Source organism: Corynebacterium crudilactis, assembly GCF_001643015.1.
Classification (GTDB): domain Bacteria; phylum Actinomycetota; class Actinomycetes; order Mycobacteriales; family Mycobacteriaceae; genus Corynebacterium; species Corynebacterium crudilactis.
This window is the reverse complement of record NZ_CP015622.1, coordinates 2,976,761-2,999,647: the sequence shown is the minus strand read 5'-3', so window position 1 is coordinate 2,999,647 and position 22,887 is coordinate 2,976,761. Positions and strand designations below refer to the sequence as shown.

21 protein-coding genes are annotated in these 22,887 nt (G+C 51.7%); 5 read left to right on the top strand and 16 right to left on the bottom strand.

Annotated features, from left to right (window positions below; genetic code table 11):
* Positions 1-73: 73 nt before the first annotated feature.
* The 4 genes from tatA to ccrud_RS13750 all read right to left on the bottom strand — a co-directional run bounded on the left by tatA (position 74) and on the right by ccrud_RS13750 (position 2,896).
* Positions 74-256 (bottom strand): Sec-independent protein translocase subunit TatA, encoded by a 183-nt coding sequence (tatA, locus tag ccrud_RS13765; RefSeq protein WP_066569146.1) that lies wholly within the window; start codon positions 254-256, stop codon positions 74-76.
* A 259-nt stretch (positions 257-515) separates the two neighbouring features.
* Positions 516-788: an SDR family NAD(P)-dependent oxidoreductase gene (locus ccrud_RS15770; RefSeq protein WP_066569143.1), complete on the bottom strand. Its 273-nt coding sequence runs from the start codon at positions 786-788 to the stop codon at positions 516-518.
* A gap of 165 nt (positions 789-953) precedes the next feature.
* Positions 954-1,727, bottom strand: coding sequence for a DUF1684 domain-containing protein (locus tag ccrud_RS13755; protein WP_066569141.1), 774 nt, complete (start codon positions 1,725-1,727; stop codon positions 954-956).
* Positions 1,728-1,921: 194 nt separating this feature from the next.
* Positions 1,922-2,896 carry a bile acid:sodium symporter family protein gene (locus tag ccrud_RS13750; protein WP_066569137.1) on the bottom strand — a complete coding sequence of 325 codons (975 nt, stop codon included), beginning with the start codon at positions 2,894-2,896 and terminating at the stop codon, positions 1,922-1,924.
* 240 nt (positions 2,897-3,136) lie between these two features.
* On the opposite strand from ccrud_RS13750, the gene ccrud_RS13745 reads away from it, so the two are divergent.
* Positions 3,137-4,222: an NADH:flavin oxidoreductase/NADH oxidase gene (locus ccrud_RS13745; RefSeq protein WP_066569134.1), complete on the top strand. Its 1,086-nt coding sequence runs from the start codon at positions 3,137-3,139 to the stop codon at positions 4,220-4,222.
* 42 nt (positions 4,223-4,264) lie between these two features.
* On the opposite strand, the gene ccrud_RS13740 is transcribed toward ccrud_RS13745, so the two are convergent.
* The 3 genes from ccrud_RS13740 to ccrud_RS13730 all read right to left on the bottom strand — a co-directional run bounded on the left by ccrud_RS13740 (position 4,265) and on the right by ccrud_RS13730 (position 7,175).
* A complete protein-coding gene (locus tag ccrud_RS13740) occupies positions 4,265-4,612 on the bottom strand; it encodes a Rieske (2Fe-2S) protein (protein ID WP_066570045.1) in 348 nt (115 codons plus the stop codon).
* A 74-nt stretch (positions 4,613-4,686) separates the two neighbouring features.
* Complete coding sequence (locus ccrud_RS13735) at positions 4,687-6,279, bottom strand: ABC transporter permease (protein WP_066569132.1); 1,593 nt, start codon at positions 6,277-6,279, stop codon at positions 4,687-4,689.
* A 2-nt stretch (positions 6,280-6,281) separates the two neighbouring features.
* Positions 6,282-7,175 (bottom strand): ABC transporter ATP-binding protein, encoded by an 894-nt coding sequence (locus ccrud_RS13730; protein WP_066569130.1) that lies wholly within the window; start codon positions 7,173-7,175, stop codon positions 6,282-6,284.
* A gap of 187 nt (positions 7,176-7,362) precedes the next feature.
* Between ccrud_RS13730 and ccrud_RS13725 the strand changes: the two genes are divergently transcribed.
* Both ccrud_RS13725 and ccrud_RS13720 read left to right on the top strand, forming a co-directional pair.
* Positions 7,363-8,151 carry a PTS sugar transporter subunit IIAB gene (locus ccrud_RS13725; RefSeq protein WP_066569127.1) on the top strand — a complete coding sequence of 263 codons (789 nt, stop codon included), beginning with the start codon at positions 7,363-7,365 and terminating at the stop codon, positions 8,149-8,151.
* Between the two features lie 18 nt (positions 8,152-8,169).
* Entirely contained in the window at positions 8,170-9,711 is a 1,542-nt protein-coding gene (locus ccrud_RS13720; RefSeq protein WP_066569124.1) for a PTS ascorbate transporter subunit IIC, read from the top strand.
* A 122-nt stretch (positions 9,712-9,833) separates the two neighbouring features.
* Here the strand turns inward: ccrud_RS13720 and trpA are convergent, their stop codons facing one another.
* The 7 genes from trpA to trpL all read right to left on the bottom strand — a co-directional run bounded on the left by trpA (position 9,834) and on the right by trpL (position 16,857).
* A complete protein-coding gene (trpA, locus tag ccrud_RS13715; protein WP_066569120.1) occupies positions 9,834-10,679 on the bottom strand; it encodes a tryptophan synthase subunit alpha in 846 nt (281 codons plus the stop codon).
* The gene (trpB, locus tag ccrud_RS13710) at positions 10,676-11,929 is read right to left on the bottom strand and encodes a tryptophan synthase subunit beta (protein ID WP_066569118.1); all 1,254 of its coding nucleotides are present in this window, start codon (positions 11,927-11,929) and stop codon (positions 10,676-10,678) included. The genes trpA and trpB overlap by 4 nt, the downstream gene beginning before the upstream one ends.
* A gap of 16 nt (positions 11,930-11,945) precedes the next feature.
* Positions 11,946-13,370 (bottom strand): bifunctional indole-3-glycerol-phosphate synthase TrpC/phosphoribosylanthranilate isomerase TrpF, encoded by a 1,425-nt coding sequence (gene trpCF, locus ccrud_RS13705; protein WP_066569116.1) that lies wholly within the window; start codon positions 13,368-13,370, stop codon positions 11,946-11,948.
* Complete coding sequence (gene trpD, locus ccrud_RS13700) at positions 13,360-14,409, bottom strand: anthranilate phosphoribosyltransferase (RefSeq protein ID WP_066569114.1); 1,050 nt, start codon at positions 14,407-14,409, stop codon at positions 13,360-13,362. The genes trpCF and trpD overlap by 11 nt, the downstream gene beginning before the upstream one ends.
* A 13-nt stretch (positions 14,410-14,422) precedes the next feature.
* Complete coding sequence (locus ccrud_RS13695) at positions 14,423-15,052, bottom strand: anthranilate synthase component II (protein WP_066569112.1); 630 nt, start codon at positions 15,050-15,052, stop codon at positions 14,423-14,425.
* Complete coding sequence (locus tag ccrud_RS13690; RefSeq protein WP_066569111.1) at positions 15,049-16,605, bottom strand: anthranilate synthase component 1; 1,557 nt, start codon at positions 16,603-16,605, stop codon at positions 15,049-15,051. Before ccrud_RS13690 ends, ccrud_RS13695 begins: the two co-directional genes overlap by 4 nt.
* Positions 16,606-16,803: 198 nt before the next feature.
* A complete protein-coding gene (gene trpL, locus ccrud_RS15605; RefSeq protein ID WP_020948662.1) occupies positions 16,804-16,857 on the bottom strand; it encodes a trp operon leader peptide in 54 nt (17 codons plus the stop codon).
* A 388-nt stretch (positions 16,858-17,245) separates the two neighbouring features.
* Here trpL and ccrud_RS15600 point away from each other — a divergent pair, with 388 nt between their 5' ends.
* A complete protein-coding gene (locus ccrud_RS15600; RefSeq protein WP_066569110.1) occupies positions 17,246-18,085 on the top strand; it encodes a hypothetical protein in 840 nt (279 codons plus the stop codon).
* Positions 18,086-18,259: 174 nt separating this feature from the next.
* On the opposite strand, the gene ccrud_RS13680 is transcribed toward ccrud_RS15600, so the two are convergent.
* The gene (locus ccrud_RS13680) at positions 18,260-18,766 is read right to left on the bottom strand and encodes an SdpI family protein (protein WP_066569109.1); all 507 of its coding nucleotides are present in this window, start codon (positions 18,764-18,766) and stop codon (positions 18,260-18,262) included.
* A 292-nt stretch (positions 18,767-19,058) separates the two neighbouring features.
* Between ccrud_RS13680 and ccrud_RS13675 the strand changes: the two genes are divergently transcribed.
* Complete coding sequence (locus tag ccrud_RS13675; protein ID WP_245670296.1) at positions 19,059-20,312, top strand: dicarboxylate/amino acid:cation symporter; 1,254 nt, start codon at positions 19,059-19,061, stop codon at positions 20,310-20,312.
* A 170-nt stretch (positions 20,313-20,482) separates the two neighbouring features.
* Here ccrud_RS13675 and ccrud_RS13670 read toward each other — a convergent pair whose 3' ends face one another.
* Positions 20,483-22,618, bottom strand: coding sequence for a LamG-like jellyroll fold domain-containing protein (locus ccrud_RS13670; protein ID WP_066569107.1), 2,136 nt, complete (start codon positions 22,616-22,618; stop codon positions 20,483-20,485).
* Positions 22,619-22,887 lie beyond the last annotated feature (269 nt).

Here is a 22,887-nt window from a genome sequence, read left to right as displayed (position 1 = left end):
CGCATAATGTCGGCCGCCCTCGCTATCTTGAGGGGGCCGGCATTTTTGTTGCCTATTTCTTGTCTAGTTCTTTTTAGTTCTTTACAGACTGTTCAGAACTTTCAATTGCATCCTTATTCATCTCTTTGATCTCGGATTTAAAAATGCGCATTGAACGACCCAAAGATCGGGCAACATCAGGCAATTTATTGGAGCCAAAGAGAACAATTACTACCAGTGCGACGATGAGTAATTGTGCTGGGCCTGCGGGTGTCATAACGGACCTTCCATAGGAAATGATTGCTGTATTCCACCCTAGACTTCAGCACAGGGTGCACACAATGATCAGTTCAACTAACCGGCAATTAGTCTGGCGAAATTCTTGGCCAGGCGGTTTGGAGACAGGGGTTTCATCACGTACGGAGTTTTAACCAAGGTAGAAACTCCGTGATGCGTGCTCCCAAACGTAATCCTTGAACCAAACCAGTTTTAGCCCAGAGCGGACACACATCTACCACGCGAATATTGTCTTTGCGCTATTCCAAATTCAGCGCTTCTGCCGGGCCGGCAATATTTGGCTGACCGTACACGGCTGAAGCCGAAGACGTATTCAACAAATGCGCGCCCGGCGTGCGCGCTAAATAAGGGTGGGCAGCGCGAGCGCCAAAAGTCAGGCCTTTCACGTTGATAGAAAGAAGCTTATCGACGTCCCCTTCCTCTGCACTCTGTAATGGCCCTTCAAAAACCACGCTTGCATTATTGTCTACGACATCGATCGTTCCGTCGGTATGTTGTGCAAGCTTTTCCAACGCTTGATCTCATGAAGTGGCATCCCGAACATCCAAAAATCTAATGCGAAGATTCGGGTGCGCATAGGTTACGCCAGTGATGTCATATGCCCCAACGAGCCATCCTTCACGGTTGTTACTTTAAGCGAGCTTCAGGCTTTTTCAGTGAGAATGACAGAAATTACGTTAATTCCCCGCAACAACCCATTTCTCCCCTGCCTCCACGGTGAGGTTGAGGTGGTTGTTCAAACTTGGTGCGGGGCACAGGAAATTCTGGTTTAAGGCCTTGGGTGGAAGGTAGGAGCGATTGAAATCGATAATGGTGTTGCCTTCGAAATCTGGGCGTGGAATATCAACAAAGCGGTGCGGGTACACACCCAAGGTTGCAGAGTTGTCACTAAAAAGTGCGCGTAAATTCTTGCTCTGGACCGTAACCCGCAGGCGGTAATCAACCCGATTTTTTAAAAAGTGCACCCATCCGGCCGTGGGAATAGCAACGATGACACCATCGGCGGCAGTTATATTAACGGTATCTGGCTCAGGGAAAAAGCGTGCCTCGATGCGCCATTTTGCAGATGGTGGGAACGCCGCTATGGATTGAAACTCCAGCCGTTGAGGATTGCGTGCATCAAACACCTGAAGGGCAAATTCCCCTAAACGCTCAATCACAGTGAGTGTGAAATCCTCTGCAACTAAGAGCTCACCGGGGCGTAATTGAACTGTTCCTGTCGTGGTAAATGAAGGAGGTAAATGTGCTCCTACTACTCCACCGCCCTTGTGATACCAGCGTCCAGGTAAGGAAGGGAAGGTATGAGCTTCCTTCAAAGATGTGGCGCTTACCCAATGGGTGGTGCTTAAGCTTGTTGCTCCAGTGCGTGCAATGGCATCTTTGTTTCGGGAGAAATGCCAGGCGTGCCATTCGGTTTCATTGACGGGAAGTGCGTGCAGCGTGTTAATCATGATGAGAGTGGCCTTAGTATCTGTTGAAATTCTTATTTCAAGCTAATCTAGACCATGCTGTCTATTAGGGGAAGGTGTTTTATTCATCTCTCCTTTTTCTGTGAATTGAGAGTTTTTGGGAAACAAAAAAGTGGACACCCAGATGAGATGGTGTCCACGTTGATTGCTTGATCAGCCAGCTTCGGACGAAGTTTTTAAACCTTTGCTTTTTGCTCCTGAGCATCACGTCCGTACTTGGCAGCAAGCCACGCACAGATCATGAGCTGAACCTGGTGGAAGATCATGAGCGGCAAGATGAGCAAACCAATATTGGCTCCACCGAAAATAACTGCAGCCATGGGAAGGCCTGTGGCCAAAGATTTCTTTGTTCCACAGAATTGAATAGCAATGGAATCTGCACGGTTAAATCCAAGTCGGGTAGCCAAAAATAGTGAGAACCAGAGCATGGCGATGACCATCAGTACGGAGAACCCGATGAGGTACACAATTTCCCAGACGCTGACCGTGGTCCAGATACCTGCAACTACACCTGCAGAGAATGCGGAATACACCACCATTGCGATAGATCCGCGGTCCACGATTTTGGTTGCCTTGTTTGCTGCGAAGCCTTTCACCCAGCGACGGCAGAGTTGTCCAAGGATAAATGGCAGCAGGAGCTGAATGGCAATATTGAGGAACACTCGAGAATCAATGTGGACTCCCCCATTCGCGGACATCACCAGCATCACCAACAGCGGGGTGAGGAACACACCGGCAAGATTGGAGAGTGAAGCCGACACAATTGCGCCAGCAATATTTCCCTTAGCTATGGATGTAAAGGCCACCGAGGATTGCACGGTGGATGGAACGAGTGTGAGGAATAAGATGCCACGATAAATATCTTCTGACACAAAGGCGGTCATTGGTTCTAAGCCAATGCCGATCAGTGGGAAAATCGCGAAAGTAATAAGCAAAATAGTGATGTGCAGCCGCCAGTGCTTCAGGCCATTAAGTGCTTCTTGGGTGGATAACCTGGCACCATAAAGGAAGAAGAGTAACGCGATAGCGATCTTGACGGCGATATCGAACCATTCTGCCGCGGCTCCGCGAACGGGAATGATGATCGCAATAATGACAGCCAACACAATGAGGACAATGAGTGGATCTAGACGTTTCAGGCGTTCAAGCATGAGCTTTAGTGTACGGCGGTTGGTGGAGATCTTTGCTTTAAAGCACCCCTTAAAAGATTTTACTTTTCGACGCCTCCCTGCCTCCCCACCGCCTAAGCGGTGGGGGATTTAGATCGTTGAATACTTAATAATGGTTTAGCTCCGTAGTGGATATGTTTCGTCACTATGCTGAAAGTCGGAAGCCTATAGGCCTGAGTTTTCCTTGGCCTGAATTTCTTAATGTGGACTACCCTCGACGCTATGACTTCCTTGCTTTCTCCAATTACTCTTCGTGGTGTAGAAATTCCGAACCGGATGTGGCTTGCTCCAATGTGCCAGTATCAAGCAAATAATTTTGATGGTGTTCCCCTTGATTGGCATTTAGTCCATTACGGAGCCCGGGCGGTCGGTGGCTTCGGGTTGTTGATTGCAGAATCAACAGGTGTGAATCCTGAAGGAAGGATTTCTCCTACGTGTACCGGATTGTGGAATGACAACCAAGTGGAAGCGTGGAAGAAAATTACAGACTTTGTTCATTCTCAAGGATCCCTCATGGGAGTGCAGCTTAATCACGCTGGACGTAAAGCGAGCACCTATCCGGCTCTGCCAGAGTATCCAACAGGCACTCAGCCCATTGAGGAATCTGGCTGGGAGACTTTTGGCCCTAGTGCGATTGCTCAACCAGGTCTTGCAGTTCCGACGGAATTAGATCAAGAAGGTATCGATAAAATCATTCGAGATTTTGCGGAGTCAGCGCAGCGAGCTGTGCGCGCGGGCTTCGATGTGATTGAAGTCCATGGCGCTCATGGATACCTTTTGCATCAATTCCTTACTCCTCTAGCGAATAAGCGAACTGATAACTATGGTGGCTCTTTTGAGAATAGGACTCGTCTTTTCCGGGAAGTGGTTCAGGCTATTCGTGCAGTGATTCCTGAAACCATGCCCTTGATTGCCCGGATCTCAGCTACTGATTGGATCGACGGAGAGCCATCATGGGATGGTGATCAAACTGTTCAGTTGGTATCAGAGCTGAGTGAGCTTGGAGTGGATGCTGTTGATATTTCCACTGCTGGCGCTGTGCCTGCCGATATTCCAGTAGGTCCTAGCTATCAGGTGCAGTTTGCCCGTCGCGTAAAGCAAGGAGTTGGTATTCCCACTTCCACAGTTGGGCTCATTACGGATGCCGCCCAGGCGCAGCACCACCTTGATCAGGGGGACGCGGATATTATCTCACTCGGTCGGGCTGCACTGAGATATCCATCGTGGCCGCTGCAGGCGGCGCATGAATTGGGTCAATCGCGGAAAGAAATTTCCTACCCACCTTCTTACTCCCGGGGTGCTTGGTAGATGAGAAAAGGCAATGTTTCACGTGAAACATTGCCTTTTCTTTTAAACGGAAGCGCTCAGTGTATCGCCATCTTGTTTAAGGGTTGCGCTGCTGAGTCCGGATCGCGCCGGGCCATCTACTACTGCCCCATCCGCGATATTGAAAATAGAGTTGTGGTTGGTGCAAATGACAGTATCCCCATCAACCTTGGTGATGCGTGAACCCTGGTGCGGGCAAGCAGAAGAATATGCCACGAAGTTTCCCGCAGTAGGTTGCGCAATGATCACAGAGCCCAGGATCACGGAGCTGCCCACTGGAACTTCGGTGGCTGCAATTTCTTCATTGGGTGCGGTTCCGCAGGCAGCAAGAAATGCGCCTGCGAAAGTTGTTGCAGTTCCAAGGAGAAACATACGACGGTTACAGGTGGAGGCTGATTGAGTCATAGTGCCCAGTATTGTTCAGTTGTTCCTGTTTAGCCACTTGCCTAAAGCAAGTCCCTTCGCTGCATTCCCAGAAGTCCAATTGCAAGAAATGTTCCTCCTGTGACCATGAAACAAAACAGAGGCCATATAGGTTCCCCGGAGGCAGCCCAGGAATGATTAAGTGGCGAGAGATCCATTTGGGATTCTGAAAGTGAGAGTACTGGGCCGAAGAGGGACACCACAGAAGCCGTGATGATGGGGATCCATGCAAGGTGGATTAATCGTGGAACTAATCCCGCAAGAACTGTGGCAAGCCCGAGGGGGAAAAGGGCATGAATGGCAATGGAAAGACTTGCCAGTAGAACTATCCGTGTCCCACCTTCCACTGCCGAAGGTTGGATAAACAACCCTAGAAAAGCGCCTATGATGGCGAAAACGGTACAGGAGGAAAGCGTCGAAAAGCTTATTGCAATGGAGCCCCAAAGGGGCGACCAGCGGCGCACTCCGGTGCTGCGCATGGTGTCGATGAGCCCGAGGCGTTCCTGCCTCACAAAACTAATGATGGGCTGGACTGTTGCGATGCTGAGGAGAATCGATGCTATTTGAAATACGTAAATGATAAAGGTGGTTTGTAGATCACCGGCGGGCATCAAAGTTTCGATGGCTTGCATAGTGGCCGGATCATTTTGCAAGGATGGGAGCAAGGAATTGATGAGGGGAAGCATGGTGAGCAAAATCAGACCAATGACTATCGACCAGGCGAGGATGTTGCTCCGGTGAATGCGGAGATTCAAATCAAACAACCCCCGAACCCGGATATCTAGCTTTTGGTGGCGCCTTGGAAATGAAATGCGAAGGATGCGGCTGTTGTAAGCACGCTGTGTGTCGAGAAGAAACGCTATTCCAATTAATGCGATGCAGAGTGCAAAGAGGATTATGCACACTGCCCAGTTGTTGTTTGTGAACGGATTGATCAGGGAACGCCAACCAAGGGGCGTGATCCAATTGAGGTAGTGGATTCCGTTAATTGTGGAAGTATCTGCCACCATTCGAATAAGGAATGCTGTTCCTACTCCAAGTAAACCAATGCGATTGAAGTTGGCTCCCCTCCCCCACAAGCTGTGCACCATGCTGGTTAGTGCCAGGGACGAAAGCATCGTCAGGAAGAGAGCGGTACCGAATGCGAGGCTGCCAGCCACGGTGATTTCCGGGATGCTGAGATATCTGAATGCGATGAGAATTGCTGCGCACATTGCACCATGAATAACTGCGATGAGTGCTCCCGTGGATAGCGCAGCTCTCAATTGTGAAGCACGTGAATAGCCTGCAGCATAGAAATGTTCAGACAAACCACTACTTTCCGATTTTCGGTAGAGAGAACTAAACAGCAGTACCATCATCACCGCAGACAGAAGACACAACCATGCTCCGGTCTCCCACGTGGTTAATTGGCCAATTGTTCCGGGGGACGGCAAGTGTCCATACATTGCTTGGGTTCCCATATTGCTTTGCACACTTGCAACAACTGGTCCACGGCTTGCTAGATCTGGATAGGTTGCCACATAAGACGGTGGTGTGATGAGCAGAAAGGCCCACATCCCAAGCAGCCACCACAGAATAAATGTTCGACGTAAACGTAAATTGAAGCGGATCACGGCTAAGCCTCCTCGCCTTCATTATCGCTATAGTGGCGAAGAAAAATCTCCTCCAAAGAGGCACTGGTGCTCGTGATATCTTGGCCACCAGAATCGATGATGATGCGCAAGATCCTTGATACTGCCGATGCATCGCAAGTCATACTGAGATGTCCTGCGTTGAAGACGACATCTTTATTGTCGATAAGTGCTTTGGGAATCTCTCGCAGAGTTGCGGTGATTCTATGGGCTGAAATTTTTCTTAAATAGCTCACTTCATTGGAAGCGACTGCTCTTCCATCTTTGAGCACAGTGACATAATCACAAAGCTGCTCAACTTCACTTAAAATATGGCTACTGAGCAATACAGACGTTCCATTATGTCGAGCACGTCGTACTTGATCAAGAAACACTTGCTCCATGATTGGGTCGAGGCCCGCAGTGGGTTCGTCGAGAATAAGCAACTTTGGCTCGTGGCTGAGTGCTGTAATGAGACTGACTTTGCGTCTATTACCGGTAGAGTATTCTCGGATTTTTTTTGATGGGTCTAATTGAAAAGCCTCAATGAGTTCATTTTCGAGCGCGCGGTTTGAGTGCGTTTTGCGAAGTGTTTCTAATGCTCTTATGACCTCTGCACCAGTGAGGTGTTCCCATAAGGTGGCATCGCCTGCAACATATCCAACTCCTCTGAGTACTTCAGGGTATTTCACTGGGTCTTGTCCCAACACAGAAACTGAACCAGAACGAGGCCTAAGCACTCCAATGAGTGCCCGGATAGTGGTGGATTTTCCTGCGCCATTGGGCCCGAGAAATCCATGGATGCTCCCCTGTTCAACGGTCAGGCTGAGATCGTTGACAGCTATGAGCGAGCCAAATCCAATCGTGAGATTGTGAACATGCATAGCGGGAGTGTTCATAGCTCTAATTCAACTCCACTTGAGTGTAAAAAGCAGTAGATTTTTTAGGTCCGGAGAGTGTTTCAGATCAACCTTGTGGAAGGTCAACTGAATTGATGTTTCTACTGTTGGTAACGATTGCATAAAAGTAAATACGGTTGCCCATCTGTGTATTTATGAATCATCATGCGTGGATTAATATCTGTTTATGTTTGTCCTCAAAGATCTGCTGAAAGCAGAACGCATAGAACTTGACCGCACGGTCACCGATTGGCGTGACGGTATTCGCGCTGCAGGTGCATTGCTAGAAAAAACGCACAGTATTGATTCCGCCTACACCGATGCCATGATCGCCAGCGTAGAAGAAAATGGGCCTTATATTGTTGTGGCTCCAGGCTTTGCTTTTGCGCATGCACGTCCAAGCGAAGCAGTCCATGAGACCGCGATGTCCTGGGTACGCTTGGCAACTCCCATTTCATTTGGGCATGAGAAAAATGATCCAGTTGATCTGATCGTGGCTCTTGCTGCTCAAGATTCCACATCGCACAACAAGGCGATGGCTGCGCTTGCCAAAGCGCTTGGTAAATACCGCACCGAACTCAATCAGGCGCAGACCCCTGAAGAAATTCAGGCGATCTTAGAAAAGGCTGCGGCCCCAAAGCAAGCATCCTCCCCTGCTCCAGTGACAGCAGCCGCGGCGCAGACTACCACTCAGGATAAGATCCTCACGGTTTGTGGCAATGGATTGGGTACATCCCTGTTTCTCAAGAACACCCTCGAGCAAGTTTTTGATGCTTGGGGCTGGAGCCCGTACATGACTGTGGAAGCCACAGACACGATTTCAGCCAAGGGAAAAGCTAATGAGGCTGATCTGATTTTGACCTCTGGCGAGATTGCCCGCACCTTAGGCGATGTCGGAATTCCTGTCCATGTCATCAATGACTTTACTAGTGCAGATGAAATTGATGCTGCACTTCGTGAACTCTACGACATCTAGCGTTTAAGGAACTTTAAAATGGATTGGTTAACCATCCCGCTTTTCCTTGTTAATGAAATTCTTGCGGTGCCCGCATTCCTCATCGGTATTATCACCGCCGTGGGTTTGTCGGCATTGGGTAAATCTGTCGGTCAGGTTATCGGCGGAGCAATCAAAGCAACTCTGGGTTTCTTGCTCATTGGTGCGGGCGCTGGATTAGTTACGGCTTCTCTGGAACCACTGGGTGCCATGATCATGGGCGCTACAGGCATGAAGGGCGTTGTCCCGACTAATGAAGCCATCGCCGGAATTGCGCAAGCTGAATACGGCGCACAGGTCGCGTGGTTGATGATCCTGGGCTTTGCGATTTCCTTGGTGTTGGCTCGTTTCACCAACCTGCGTTATGTCTTCCTCACTGGACACCACGTGTTGTTCATGGCGACTATGCTGACCATCATTTTGGCTACTGCTGGATTTGATGCGTGGATTGTTGTCGGCGTGGGCGCTCTGCTGCTGGGTATTCTCATGGTTGCCATGCCCGCGTTTGTGCATCCGTGGACGCGTCGCATCACTGGTGATGATTCCATTGCGATGGGACACTTTGGCACTGCAGGTTATGTTGCGGCGGGTGCCGTTGGACGTCTGGTCGGTGGCAAAGGCAAGAAGGCAAGCCCTTCTACTGAAGACATGAAGGTGCCAGAAGGTTTGCGCTTCCTCCGCGATTCCATGGTGTCTACCGCATTGTCGATGGCGATCATGTACATCGTGTTGGCGATCTTGTTCATGCTTCGCGCGGGTACTGAAGAAGCGTTCACTGCGTTCCCTAATGGCGCATCCAATGTGGGCAACTACATCATGCAGTCCTTTACTCAGGGTCTGCAGTTTGGTGTTGCCGTGGCTGTCATCCTCTTTGGTGTGCGCACCATTCTTGGTGAGCTGGTTCCAGCGTTCCAGGGCATTGCCGCCAAGGTAGTGCCTGGAGCTATCCCAGCGCTGGATGCTCCGATCGTGTTCCCTTATGCACAGAACGCTGTGCTCATCGGTTTCATTTCTTCCTTCGTTGGTGGTCTTGTCGGCCTTGCAGTGTTGGGTTCTTGGCTCAACCCAGTCTTTGGCGTTGCGCTTATCCTGCCTGGCTTGGTCCCCCACTTCTTCACTGGTGGTGCGGCTGGTGTCTACGGAAATGCCACCGGTGGACGTCGAGGAGCAATCTTCGGCGCGTTCGCCAATGGTCTGTTGATTACTTTCTTGCCAGCATTCCTGCTTGGCGTCTTGGGCTCCTTCGGCTCTGAGAACACCACTTTCGGCGATGCGGACTTTGGTTGGTTCGGTATTGCCGTTGGTTCTGCTGCCAAGGTGAATGGTCTTGGTGGACTCATTCTGCTGCTTATCATTGCCGCGATTTTGCTTGGCGGTGCGATGATCTTCCAGAAGCGTGTAGTCGATGGTGGCTGGGAGCCAGCGCCGGGGCGTGAGCGTATTGCTAAGGCTGAAGCTGCTCCGGCAGCAAGCAGCAGCGCGCGGTCTTATCCGAAGATTGCACCGCCAGCTGGGGCACCGAAGCCGCCTGCACGTTCCTAAATTGCTTGCCGACGCCACGACCCTCCGGCGTTAAAACACTCAAAGCCACCCCTGAATCCAGAGGTGGCTTTGAGTGTTTTTAGGGGCAATGTTTCACGTGAAACATTGCCCCTATTTTTAAACTATGCCTTCTTTGTTGCTGCCTTCATGGCAGAAACAAAGTCAGTCAGATCCTTCTTCAAGCTGTCCATATCGCGAACTTTGGAAGGGTGCGGATGCTCACCTTCACAGTGGGATGCAATGATCTTGGTGATGGCGGAGCCGGTAATCGCACCGGATGCGCCAGCGGTAATGGCATCAGCCACATGCTGTGGTGAGGAGATGCCAAAGCCGAGCAGGATCGGAGCGCCACCAAATTTCTTGATGTTATCCACCACTGCCGCTAGCCCCTCGGTGGAAGATTCACGCTCAGTGCCCGTGACACCATCGCGAGAAATTGCGTAGATGTAGCCCTTGGAAGCGGCGGAGACACCTTCAAGAGTTTGCTCGCTGGCATTGGCAGGAGCGATGTAGATGGGATCGATTCCGGCTTCCACAGCCGCTGCAGTAAACGGCGCACCTTCGCGGACAGGAACATCTGGGATCAGGATGGAATCCACACCGGCTTCGGCGAACTCTTGGTAAAAGCGGTCCAAGCCGCGGGTGAATGGCACATTGCCGTAGATAAGCATGCCGATGGGAATCTCTGGGAAAGCAGCGCGGACGCGTCGGATCTGAGCCAAGGCCCCGTCGATGGTGGAGCCACCATCGAGGGCGCGCAGGTGAGATTCCGCAACGGTTGGGCCGTCAGCAACTGGATCGGAAAATGGCAGACCAAGTTCCAGTGCATCTGCGCCGGCTTCAATGGCGGTGGAAATGATCTGGAAGCATGCTTCTGGATCAGGATCGCTCAGCATGATGAAGGGAACAAAGGCGCCCTCCCCTGCCTGATCATCGAGGCGGACAAAAAGATCATCAAAACGGCTCATCGGTTGTCCTTCAGGATCAGGTCTGGGTTCTCTTCAAGGGTCTGGCGGATGTGGTTCACATCTTTATCGCCGCGGCCGGAGAGGGACACGAGGATGGTGATGTTCTTGCCTTCTTCTTCTGCAGTCTTTGCGCGCTTAAGGGCATAAGCAAAAGCGTGGGAAGATTCGAGCGCTGGAATGATGCCTTCGTAGCGAGCCAGGTATTGGAACGCCTGCAGTGCTTCTGCATCGGTGATGCCCACATAAGTAGCGCGGCCAGTGGCGTGCAGGTGTGCATGCTGTGGGCCGACACCTGGGTAATCAAGTCCGGCGGAGATGGAGTAGGACTCTTCCACTTGGCCGTCGGAGTTGCGCATCAGGTAGGAACGGGTGCCGTGCAGGATGCCGATCTGACCGTTGGTGATGGTTGCGCCGTGCTTGCCGGAGTCGAGGCCTTCACCGGCTGGCTCAGCGCCGACGAGCTCTACGCCTTCATCGTCAATGAAGTCTGCGAACATGCCGATGGCGTTGGAGCCACCACCGACGCAGGCGACCACAACGTCGGGAAGCTTGCCGGTGCGCTCTAGCATCTGTGCCTTGGCTTCCTCAGAGATCACCTTGTGGAATTCACGCACGATGGTTGGGAATGGGTGCGGGCCGGCGGCGGTGCCCAGAAGGTAGTGGGACTCGTGGAAGGTTGCGGTCCAATCGCGCAGCGCCTCATTCACGGCGTCCTTCAGGGTGCCGGAACCAGATTCCACGGGGATGACCTTCGCGCCGTGCAGCTGCATGCGGTAGACGTTGGGCTGCTGGCGGGCAACGTCCTTGGCGCCCATGTAGACAACGCACTCGAGGCCCATGAGCGCACATGCGAGAGCGGTGGCGGTGCCGTGCTGGCCTGCGCCGGTCTCTGCGATGATGCGGGTTTTGCCCATGCGCTTGGCAAGCAGCACCTGGCCGATCACCTGGTTAGTTTTGTGTGCACCGCCGTGGACGAGGTCTTCGCGCTTGAGGAAGATCCGCGCAAAGCCTTTGCCTTCGCCTGCGAGTGGCAGGTTGGAGCATTCGGTCAGCGGGGTTGGGCGGCCGAGGTAATCGCGGAGATAGTCGCCGAGTTCCTTGCGGAATTCTTCGCTATTGGTGGCATCGACGAATGCCTTTTCTAGCTGATCCAGAGCAGGGAGGAGTGATTCAGCAACGAACTGTCCACCAAATTCACCAAAGTATGCGGGCAGTAGTGTGGAGCCACCCAGAGCTTTTTTATCAGTCATGATTCTATTTAAACCTTTAATAGTGGAAGTTGGAGATGGTGGCGAAAATTTTCAGCAGTGCGCCAGAGTCTTTTGCCCCTGCCCAGGTGCCAGCACCTGCAGGATATTCCACACCGGAGTTGATATCCACACCGGCGCAGCCAACTGCGAGAGCTGCTGTGACGTTCTCTGGGGAGATGCCACCGGCGAGCAAAGACTTCGCCTTCACAGATGCCGGAACTGTATCCCAGTCGAAGACTTCCCCACTGCCGCCATCGTTGGCATCGAGCACGAGCTTGTCCACATCGGCTGCCAATGCGAGGGCAATGTCTGCGCCCAAAGGATTGGTCATGGAGATGGCACGCCAGACCTGGACGTCTTCGCCGACCTCTGCGCGGACAGCCGCGATGAGCGCCTTTTCCGCTTCGACGCTGCCCTGCAGTGGGGCATGGATTTGTACGGCGAAGATGCCGTCGATAAGCAATTCTTGGTACCCGGAGGTGCGACGACTGACGGCGACATAGCGAAGATTGGGTTCTGCGGCAATGATTTCTTGCGATGTTTCACGTGAAACATTGCGCGGAGAAGCCTCTTCAAAAATCAGTCCACCATAGACTGCGCCGGCTGCGCGGGCAGCTTGTGCGGCAGTTGCGGAGGTGAGGCCACAGACCTTGTTGGGGCCATAAACCAGTTCGCGAGCAGCCAGATCAACATTCGGCTGGCTGGTGAGCTGGGAACCAACGAGGAAACCATTGGAATGACCGCCAAGCTGACGAACGGTTTCGGTATCGCGCACGCCGGACTCAGAGATCAACACGGCATCGTCTGGAATGAGTTTGGCCAACCGGCCAGAGCGATTCAGATCAATGGAGAGATCATGGAGATTGCGGTGATTAACACCGAAGATCTTGGCGCCGAGCTTGATGGCGCGCTCTACTTCTTCCTCGTCAATAACCTCGGTGAGGATATCCAGGTTGAAGCGAGCAGCTTCAGCGGCAAGCTCTGCGTACTCATCATCAGATAAGACAGAGAGCATCAGCAAGATGGCATCGGCGCCGAAGTAGCGTGCTGCATGTACCTGCACCGGATCAATGATGAAATCCTTGCACAGCACTGGCAGATGAGAAGTGGCAGCCACGGTGGCGAGGTGATCATAATCGCCACCAAAACGATCTGGCTCGCACAGCACAGAAATGCCGCTGGCATAACGGGAATACACGCGCGCGATCTCGCCTGGCTGGTAATGCTCGCGGATCATGCCCAAAGATGGAGAAGCGGATTTGCACTCCATGATGAAGCGCGCCCCTCCCCTGCCCTTGTTCAAAGAATCGTAGAGGGAACGCTCAGATTGTGGCAGTGCGTCTACATCAACATGGGCGATACGTGCGCGAATTTCTTCGAGATGGCCACGACGGCCTTCAACGATATTTTCCAATACGGTAGGCAAGTTTTTACTTGTCATTGGAGGTCTCCTCATCTGAATAATCGATCTCTTCATGCTTAGCCAACCACGCCTGAGTGGTGCCATCGGCAAGTAAACCAAGCGCCTTGGTGACACCGTTCTTGAGGGAATCCACATCACCGTTCAGATAGAACATGGCGCCAGCAGAAGCTGCCAAAGCATCGCGGTGTGCAACTGGGCCGGTGCCAGCAAACGTAGCGCGCATGGCTTCGGCGTTTTCTGTACCCACACCACCAACGAGATCGATGAGCTCATAACGACCAATGCCGATATCTTCTGGCTCGATGGAATAGTGCTCGATGCTGCCGTCTTCTTTGAGCTCCCAGATCAAGGTGGTGCCGTGGACCGCGATTTCATCAGTGCCCGCACCGTGCACAACCAGCGCACGCTTGCGGCCAAGTTCGCGGAATACCTCCGCAATAAGCTGACCCGCCTTCGGGTTGGCCACACCCATGATTTGGCGCTCTGGACGAGCTGGGGACAACAGCGGGCCCAGGGTGTTGAAGATGGTGGGGAACTTCAATGCCTGGCGCACAGGCTGCACATGCGCAATCGCTGGGTTGTAAGCAGGGGCGAACAGGAAGGTGAAGTTGGAGGCCTCAAACCATTTCACTGCGCGATCAATATCTAGCCCCAGAGGAATATTCAAGGCTTCCAACACATCCGCGGAACCAGACTTGGAGCTCACGGAGCGGTTGCCGCATTTGACCAGCTTGACTCCGCCGGAGGCGGCAATCAGAGATGCGCCAGTGGTGATATTGATAGTGTTTGCACCATCGCCACCCGTGCCAGCAGAATCTAAGAGGCCAGCACCCGTGATGGGGAATGGGCGGCCCGCAGCCAGGAAGGCCTTCGCTGCGCCGGCAATATCGGCAAACTGCTCACCGCGAGTACGGATGGTGGCAAGCAACGCCGCGATGTGCACATCATCGTATTCACCGACGGTTAGTGGAGTGAATACCTCGATGGCCTCCTCGAGAGAAGGATTCGGGTTATCGAGGTAAGCATTGAGAACTTTGAGTGTTGCTGGAGAAGTCATACATCAAATCCTTTTAATTAGTTGCTAAAAGTTGTTCGACACAGCGAGCCAAGATGATTGGGCCGGTGGGACTGAGTACCGATTCTGGGTGGAATTGCAGACCAATGGCTTTCCCATCCACGGTCTGCGCAGCCATGATCACATCGCCGATCGACGAAGAACAGGTGCCTAAAGACTCCATGCCTTCAGGCGCCTGGACACAACCCAAAGAGTGGTAGCGGGCAATAGGTACCTTGCGGCCAGGAACCTCTGGATGATCAGGCTCTCCATCAATGGCAAGACCTGCAAACACAGGATTGTCCACACCAGCATCGCTCAGAATCATGTTATCGGTGGTTCCATGAACTGGCCCGCATGGCTCAACCTTGCCGCCATGGTGCTCAATGAGCGCTTGGTATCCGAGGCAAATGCCCAGCAGCGGAATCTGCCCAAGTGTGCGTTCAATCAACGCCATCATATTGCCCGCATCCGCTGGGTAACCCGGACCAGGAGACAAACAGATCAAATCTGGGTTGGCTGCCAGAATTGTCTCGACCGGCACAGTATTGCGAAACACCGTGCACTTATAACCCGCGACAGCGAAAGCATCGACCAAGTTATAAACAAAAGAATCGTGATTATCAATGAGAACAACGTGTGTCATCGGATGACCTCCAAAGTGGAACCAGCAGCAAGCGCGATCGCATTGAGCACGGCATAAGCCTTGTGCAACGTTTCATCGGCTTCGGATTGAGGATTAGAATCGCGGACCACACCAGCGCCGGCCTGCACCGCAGCCACACCATCCTGAACAAACGCCGAACGAATAACAATGCAGTTATCCATATCGCCATTGCCACGCAGGTAGCCCACTGCCCCACCATAAGAACCACGCCTACGCTTTTCGACGCCGCGCAGCAGCTCCATAGCGCGCAGCTTCGGAGCGCCGGTCAACGTGCCCATATTCATGCACGCGCGATACGCGTCCAAAGCATCCAGCTCTGGATCCAAAGTGGCAGTCACACGAGACACCAAATGCATAACGCGAGAATAGCGATCCACCTGCAACAGATCCGCAACCCGGCGCGATGCTGGAACAGAAACGCGCGCTAGATCATTGCGGGCCAGATCCACAAGCATGGTGTGCTCGGCGATTTCTTTGGCATCAGTGCGCATATCCAACTCATTGCGGATATCTAGCTCATCGTTGATGGTGCCATCTGGGTTGAGTCCACGGGGACGGGTACCTGCGATTGGGTACAGCTGTAGCTCACGGTTAGCAGCGGTGAACTTGAGGTTGGACTCAGGAGAGGCGCCAAAAAGTTCATAGGAGCGGCCTTCGTTGAGTCCACGGATGTAGAACATGTACGGCGACGGGTTGGTGGCACGCAACTGCAAATAAGCAGCAAACGCATCCGGGCACGGAGCGGTGAAAGTACGCGCCGGGACAACTTGGTAGATGTCACCGTTGTAAATGTTTTCTTTCAGCTCATTGATCTGGGTGCGGAACTGAGCATCGGGAATATCAGCCACGACGCGAAGTGTGTCGCCGTCGTGAGGGGTGGTTTGATAGGCGTGTTCGGTTGCGGGGAGGGCAGCGTCGATAAGCGATGCCAGCTTATTAAGCTCGGCCTCGAGCTCGCCTGGGGCGTTGGAGACGCCGGTGAGTTTGGCGGTCTGGTCCTGGTGATTGATGTCCAGGACGATTTCAGCAAGGACGAACTGGTAATCAGGGTAAGTGTTGACGCTCTCCTCGACTGCGGGGAGCGTTTCAAAGGTTTCTAGGAAATCAAAGGCGAAACCACCCATTAGCAGTGGCACGGACGCGTCGCTGTAGCCAGACTCGAACTGCAACTTGCGCAGCACCTCGACGGTGCTTGGAGCAGTGAGGCGCTCGCGCTCATCAACGGCCTCGGAGGCGGGGAAGCTAAAAGTGTTTTCAGCAGTGTGGTACTGGGAAAGCTGCTGCGTGAGGCGCGCAACCACTTCCCTACCCGAATCCGTCAAAGGCTCAGTAACAACCTTATTGCCGGTGCACGTAATGCGCACCGAGCTCTTCAACACCGCGAGGGAAGAAATACCATTCTTAGTGGTGATATCAGCGCTTTCCAACAGAGCTGCGTCATCTGCGGTCGTGCCACCCAAATGGGCAAACAACGCAGAAGCATCCTCGTGATAGCGGACATCTAGGGAGAAAACATGCGGATTCGTGCTCATGGGGCACCTACCGAGGAAATCATTGTGGGGCTGAAGCCTTTCTGGGAAACATCAAATAATTACTCGCTGCGAGCTTCATTCGATCCAGGGCTTGCCGGTTGTGGGCTAAAAACCACAAAAGGCCCGCTTCTTCGTCGAACGAAGTACGAGCCTTAAAAAAATCATCAAAGTGAAAACAACTTGAGGTGTCAGGCTCGCTTAGTTAGCGCGCCACCACCACTGGGTGCTTTGACTGAGACAAGAGTTATTCACAAAATGGGACTTTATCACATAGTGGGAAGCTTGTCTCAATTATTAAACATCTTTGGGTTGAAAATCTCTCCAGCCCTGATGCGTATTACGCTGTGAGTCGTCTGAAACAAGGGCGTCACAATGTGGTTGGCGATGGGAAAGCACGTCGTCCCTTGCGCAAAACTTCTCGAAGAATAAGAGTTACAGATGGTTGGCCGGGGGAAAGTAAGCGATCGGTCATTTAACAAACTATCGAAACATGTCTGGTATTGAGCTGATAAAAGTATGGCAATACCTCCGAATGTGTTAAGTAATTAGACATAATGCTGCCAGGCATTGTCCAGTAAGTTACGATCATTTTGTTCTAATCGGAACTGCTACACATCCCCCACTTCACATTGGAGAAACTATGCGTATTTCCGCTTTGCCAATGGTTTTCGCAAGCGCAGTCGTTGCTATTGCAGGCATTTGCGTCCCCTCAGCGCAAGCTGCTGATCTGACCATCACAGATAATGTTTGTCAGATTTCATTCACAGATAGTGAAAAACAGTTTTCTGATTCTAAATTCCGCGAAGCTCGTGTAGGCCTTATCGAGGCCATCAAAGACCGAGTTCCGTCCGCAACTGACGAGCTTAATGAGCTGCAGCAGGTAGGCGATAGCTTCAAGGCCTATGAGGATATTCAAGAGTGGGAACAGGAATCTGCCAAATTTGGCACAATTAGAGCTTTGATAGACGAAATCGATGCAAAAGCGATAGCTGCTGGCGTTCCTATCGTTCCTGAAAACTCTCAAAATTTGAGTGAAGCAGGTATCTTATTGGACTATTGGTTCGGTATTTTGGGATTTGAAAAGCACCTGTTCCACTATTGGAATATTCTGTATAACGGTGAGACTGACCGTCTACAGATTCCTGTAAGCAATGCAGAAACCGCGTTGAAATTTGTTGATATGTTCACCAATATTGAAGAACCTTTAAAAGAAGAACTTGAGGGCAATCGAGAGTGGCTGAAAAATGCGTTAACTGAGAGTCTTAATCCACTTCGACCAATGCAGGCATTCCTAAGCCCAGTTCTCACAGCTTGCCAAAATGGTCAACCAGGAACCAGTATTGAACTTCCAGTTGATGGAAAGCCTGCTGACAACAAGCCAGGCGACGGCAAGCCTGGTGATGATAAACCTGGTGACAAGCCAGGCGACGACAAGAAGCCTTCAACAGGCGGTGGCGGAAGTTCCTTTGGAAGTAGCTAAATTAGTTCGACAAATGTGATGCTAAGAAAATTAATTTTCAGATAATGAAGATCCATGTTTTGGCATCGCTGTAAAAGGCTGCTTACTTCTTGCACATTAAAGTGAACAACAAAACGGTTTGGGGTGTGATGACTACCGTAAGTAGTCATCACACCCCAAACCGTTTTTCGATGGCTAGTTTTCCTTTTCCGCAGCTCTACGCACTGCATCCAAATCAATCTTGGGAGCATTTTGTGGAGTCTTATTTAGAATCGGTGAGGTAATGGTCACGCCACCGGCCTCTTCGATCTCAGCGGACACTGGTGCTTCAGGAGTTTCGGGGTTTTCGCGACTGCGCTTAGCATCAACCATCGCAACAGTGTGTGCAGCCATGCCTGCACCCATTCCTATAAAAACAATGCCTGCGACAACACCCAAAGCCACAACCAGCCACATCCAACCAGAAGCAACAAAAGCAACTAGTGACGCAATAACAAAGGAAACCCCAGACAGCACCCATAAGGGGCCAGCAACGCGGTGCGCCATATCCCACATCTCCTGAGATTTACGCACCTCAGGGACACGAATACCAACAACCGGGTTGCCAGGGAGCTTAGCCGCCCACCCCAAAGCACCGACCACGATGAGAAGGACTGCAAAAATGCCAAACAGGCTGCCAAGAATAATTCCGATCACCGTCATAACAACAACTCTATCCCCACCCGCATTCCAGGGAGTAATCCGAAACTGCAGGAATAAGGGGTTAAAGGTATGATGCTTTGCTTCCAACAACTAGGTTTGACCATAAACCTGCAGTAATCTGACACTCGTCGCAGTTGGTTGGTGGAGTTTCTAAGGCTCCAGGCAGGTTTTTGTGATCTTCGCAGATTTTACGTGGGTTTTTAGCCTGCCACTTCCAAGCCGCACACAAAATTCCATCACGCGCTGTCTTGCGTTTTCTAGACGGCTCCTGATTAGAAACATAGGAACAACCATGGATATAAAGAGCGTGAGCTCGTCGCTGCTGTTCCGAGTGATCATTGCGATCATCCTCGGAATCGTCTGCAGCCTCTTCTTCCCGGTGTGGCTCGCTGAGATCTTCACCACCTTCAACGGCCTATTCGGCAACTTCCTGGGCTTTTTCATCCCAGTGCTGATTTTCGCACTCATTGCACCTGCAATCGCAGGTCTTGGTCGAGGTGCTGGCAAATGGCTTGGCATCGTTGCAGCCATCGCATATGCATCAACCATTTTCTCCGGCCTCATTGCTTATGGCGTGTCCCAAGCCCTCTACCCTTGGATGCTCAAAGACCACCAGAGTGTAGCTGAAATCGACCTTGATGCCGATGCCTTGCAGCCATACTTCAATATTGAAATGCCACCACCATTCGACGTGATGACAGCACTGCTTCTGGCCTTCTGTTTGGGATTGGGCATGGCTGTCGTGAAATCAGACACCCTCTTCAAGGTCACCCGCGAGCTTGAACGAGTAGTCATGAAAACCATCACTGCTTTTGTCATTCCACTGCTGCCAGTCTTCATCTTCGGCATTTTCTTGGGCATGGGCATGAACGGCGGCCTCATGGAAATCATCTCCGCTTTCGGAAAGGTACTGATTCTGGCAGTTGTTGGAACCTTAATATTCCTGGCAATCCAGTTCATCATCGCAGGTGTCGTAGCTAAGAAGAACCCATGGAAGTTGTTTAAGAACATGCTTCCTGCCTACTTCACTGCGCTAGGTACTTCCTCATCAGCAGCAACCATTCCGGTGACCTACCAGCAGACCTTGAAAAACGATGTTGACGTAAACGTTGCAGGCTTCGTTGTTCCACTGTGCGCCACGATCCACCTAGCTGGCTCCATGATGAAAATCGGCCTCTTTGCCTTCGCGGTCGTATTTATGTACGACATGGATATCAGCGTCGGCCTGTCCGTTGGCTTCCTCCTCATGCTTGGCATCACCATGATTGCTGCACCAGGTGTTCCAGGCGGCGCAATTATGGCTGCAACAGGCATGCTGTCCTCTATGCTGGGATTCGACACCGAACAGGTCGCACTTATGATTGCTGCCTATATCGCCATCGACTCCTTCGGTACTGCTGCCAACGTCACCGGCGACGGCGCCATTGCTGTCATTGTGAACAAATACGCAAAGGGTAAGCTGCACACCACTTCCCCAGAAGACATCGACGAAGACGATCGCGTTGCCTTTGATATCACCCCATCGGACGTGGATCACCGCAAGTAAAATTCCGCTAATTATGATCGCACCGGCTTATGTGGCTGGTGCGATTTTTATTTTGGTTAAGGGGTTGGATTTTCAAATTCGGTATTAAGAGGCCAGCTTGGGTAAGCGCATTTTGTCTCTTATCCCAAGCTTAATAATGCTTTGGCGGTCTTAACTTAAATCTCGTTATCCTAAAAGTTCAGGCCGAAATTGCGCAGCTGATCTTTAAGCTGGTTGATCACTGGATGGTTCAAAGTAAACAGAGCGATGGCGCCACCGATTATTCCTGTGATGGCAGCAAACACTCCAAGGAAACCACCGGTGGAAGATCCAGTGGTAGAACCTGAAGGCTCTGCAGGGATACCGTGATCTGCAGCGCGGGCAGTTAGCCATTGGTCTTGGCCGATGGCGCCGTGAACGATGCGCGTCTCTCCAACCTGGCCGAACCATGGGTTTGCTGGATCTGCTTCCCACATGTTTGCTCCGATTAGCCACGCTTCGCCAGCGGTAGCGAGGCCTTCTGCACCAATGACATCACGCAAAATTGGTGCGCCGTTGACGAACATTTCTACGGTGTCAGTATCTGGATTATTGACGATAGCAACGTGCAACCATTCACCCTTTGGCACTTCGTGAGACCAGTTTGAAGTACCGGTAGTGGTGCCTTCGATGGCGACAGTGGTCCACTGAAGTTCGCGAAGAGAAGAGACTGCAAGTGCAGCTGGAGGTTCTTCACCTTCTGGCATGTTCTCTGCGATTACACCGCGCTCGCCCTGCCTAGAGATTGCACCCATCCAATGATTATCACCATCGAATGCATCATCGATCTTGATGAAGGTCTCAAAGGTGTAGCCATCTTCAAAGTCTTCAGAGTTGATCGCAGCATCAGCAGCGGTCTCAAACCAGTTCAATCGCTGGCTGTTTCCTGCAGGATCAACCCACTTCAACGAGCCGGTATCAGAGGAGAGTTCGTGGGTGTCTCCTGCTACATAGGTGATGTCTGCTGTTTGAGAGCCTTCTGCTCCGCGAATGTTTAGTTCAGCGCGAACCATGTCGTCACCATTGGCAATGTCAGGAATAACCGCGCCGGGAGCAACAGCTTGACCATCTTGAGCTTGCATTCCGTCGATGGTGGTTGAACCTGGGCGCCAGTGCACCGCGGTGTTTGCAACCTGTGGGAAATCGTTGCTGTTGACAGGTAGATCACCGGCTTCAATGGTTGGTGGGATATAGCCAGTGGAGACGATCTCGCGTGCCTTCGCAGCATAATCTGGATCGTTTTCATCACCAATCGTCCACTCTGGGGCAAAACCGCCAAAACGCTCGGCGAAGTCCATGTCGACACTCCAGGAATCACCGGAGCCCTCTGGAATCAAATGGTCGAATTGATTCAAGGAATCAGCAGGTTTGGCTGCCACCCACGGGGAAAGCGCCGTCATATCCAGGGAGTTTCCAGAAAGATCAAATTGGATTAAGCCAAGGATGCCGTTGCCACCTTGGTAGGCCATTTGGTTGTCTTGGAGGACATTGACAACATCATGTCCGGCCTCGTTGCGGTCGATTCGGTAGCCCGCGCCGTGGTGGTGTCCACTGATCGTGAGGAAAATCTGGTCATTTTTTGAAATGAAACTATCCCAGAGACCTTGACCGTAGCTGTCGGAGAGGAAGATGTCGCCGTTTGCATCGATGTTAGAGATTTCGTGACTGATGAGGATGACAGGGAGCGTTGGGTGTGCATCAATGACACTTTGTGCCCATGCGAGGGTTGCGTCATCAGCACGCCATGCCAAAGCTAAAACGAGGTACTGCTGCCCTTCTGCATTAAAGATATGGAACTCGGATTCATTGTTTGCTTCACCGTAACGCTCACCGAAGGTATCGTTTCCTGCCGCACGCTCTGCGGAGAAGTACTCAGTGAAACGAGTTGGAGTTCCATTAGAGGTGATGTCGTGATTGCCTGGAAGGATTGAGTAGTTCATCCCTCCTTCTTCAAGGATCTGCATCGAACGATCGGCGACTTCCCACTCCTGAATGGCCGGGGCTTGATCAACCACGTCACCCAAATGTGTAGTGAATGGAATATTTAACTCTTCTTGGTTATCTACCAACCATTGTGTTTGGGTAGCAAAAGGCTCAGATCCGTAGCGATGTTCATACAGGTTCCCGGTATCTGGAGTTGAATAGCGGGAGTAGAACTGGGTGTCAGGCAGCACACCGAGGGTGAAGCGGGAGCCTAGATCTGTGTCTTGGGCATGAGCGACGGATACGGCGGAACCGAAGGCCAAGGCTGCAATAAGTACGGCAGAGATATAGCGACGGGAAGTCATGAGGACCTTTCACTTTTAAAATGTCAAAAACATTTCCTATACAGAAGGAAATGCACTGCCCCTAAAGGTAGGACCATTAAGTGAACGAATGATGGACTGAATATAAATATTGTCAGTACTGCAGGAATATATTCAGAAAACATTTATATCTATTTATGCAAATGGCAAAGCTAGCTTTCATCGTGTTGCTTAGCCCCCTCTAAGTGGAGTCACGTTGGGTTTTGGTAACCATCCTCTGCGGTCTGTTTAAGCGATCCGACTTATTTGTG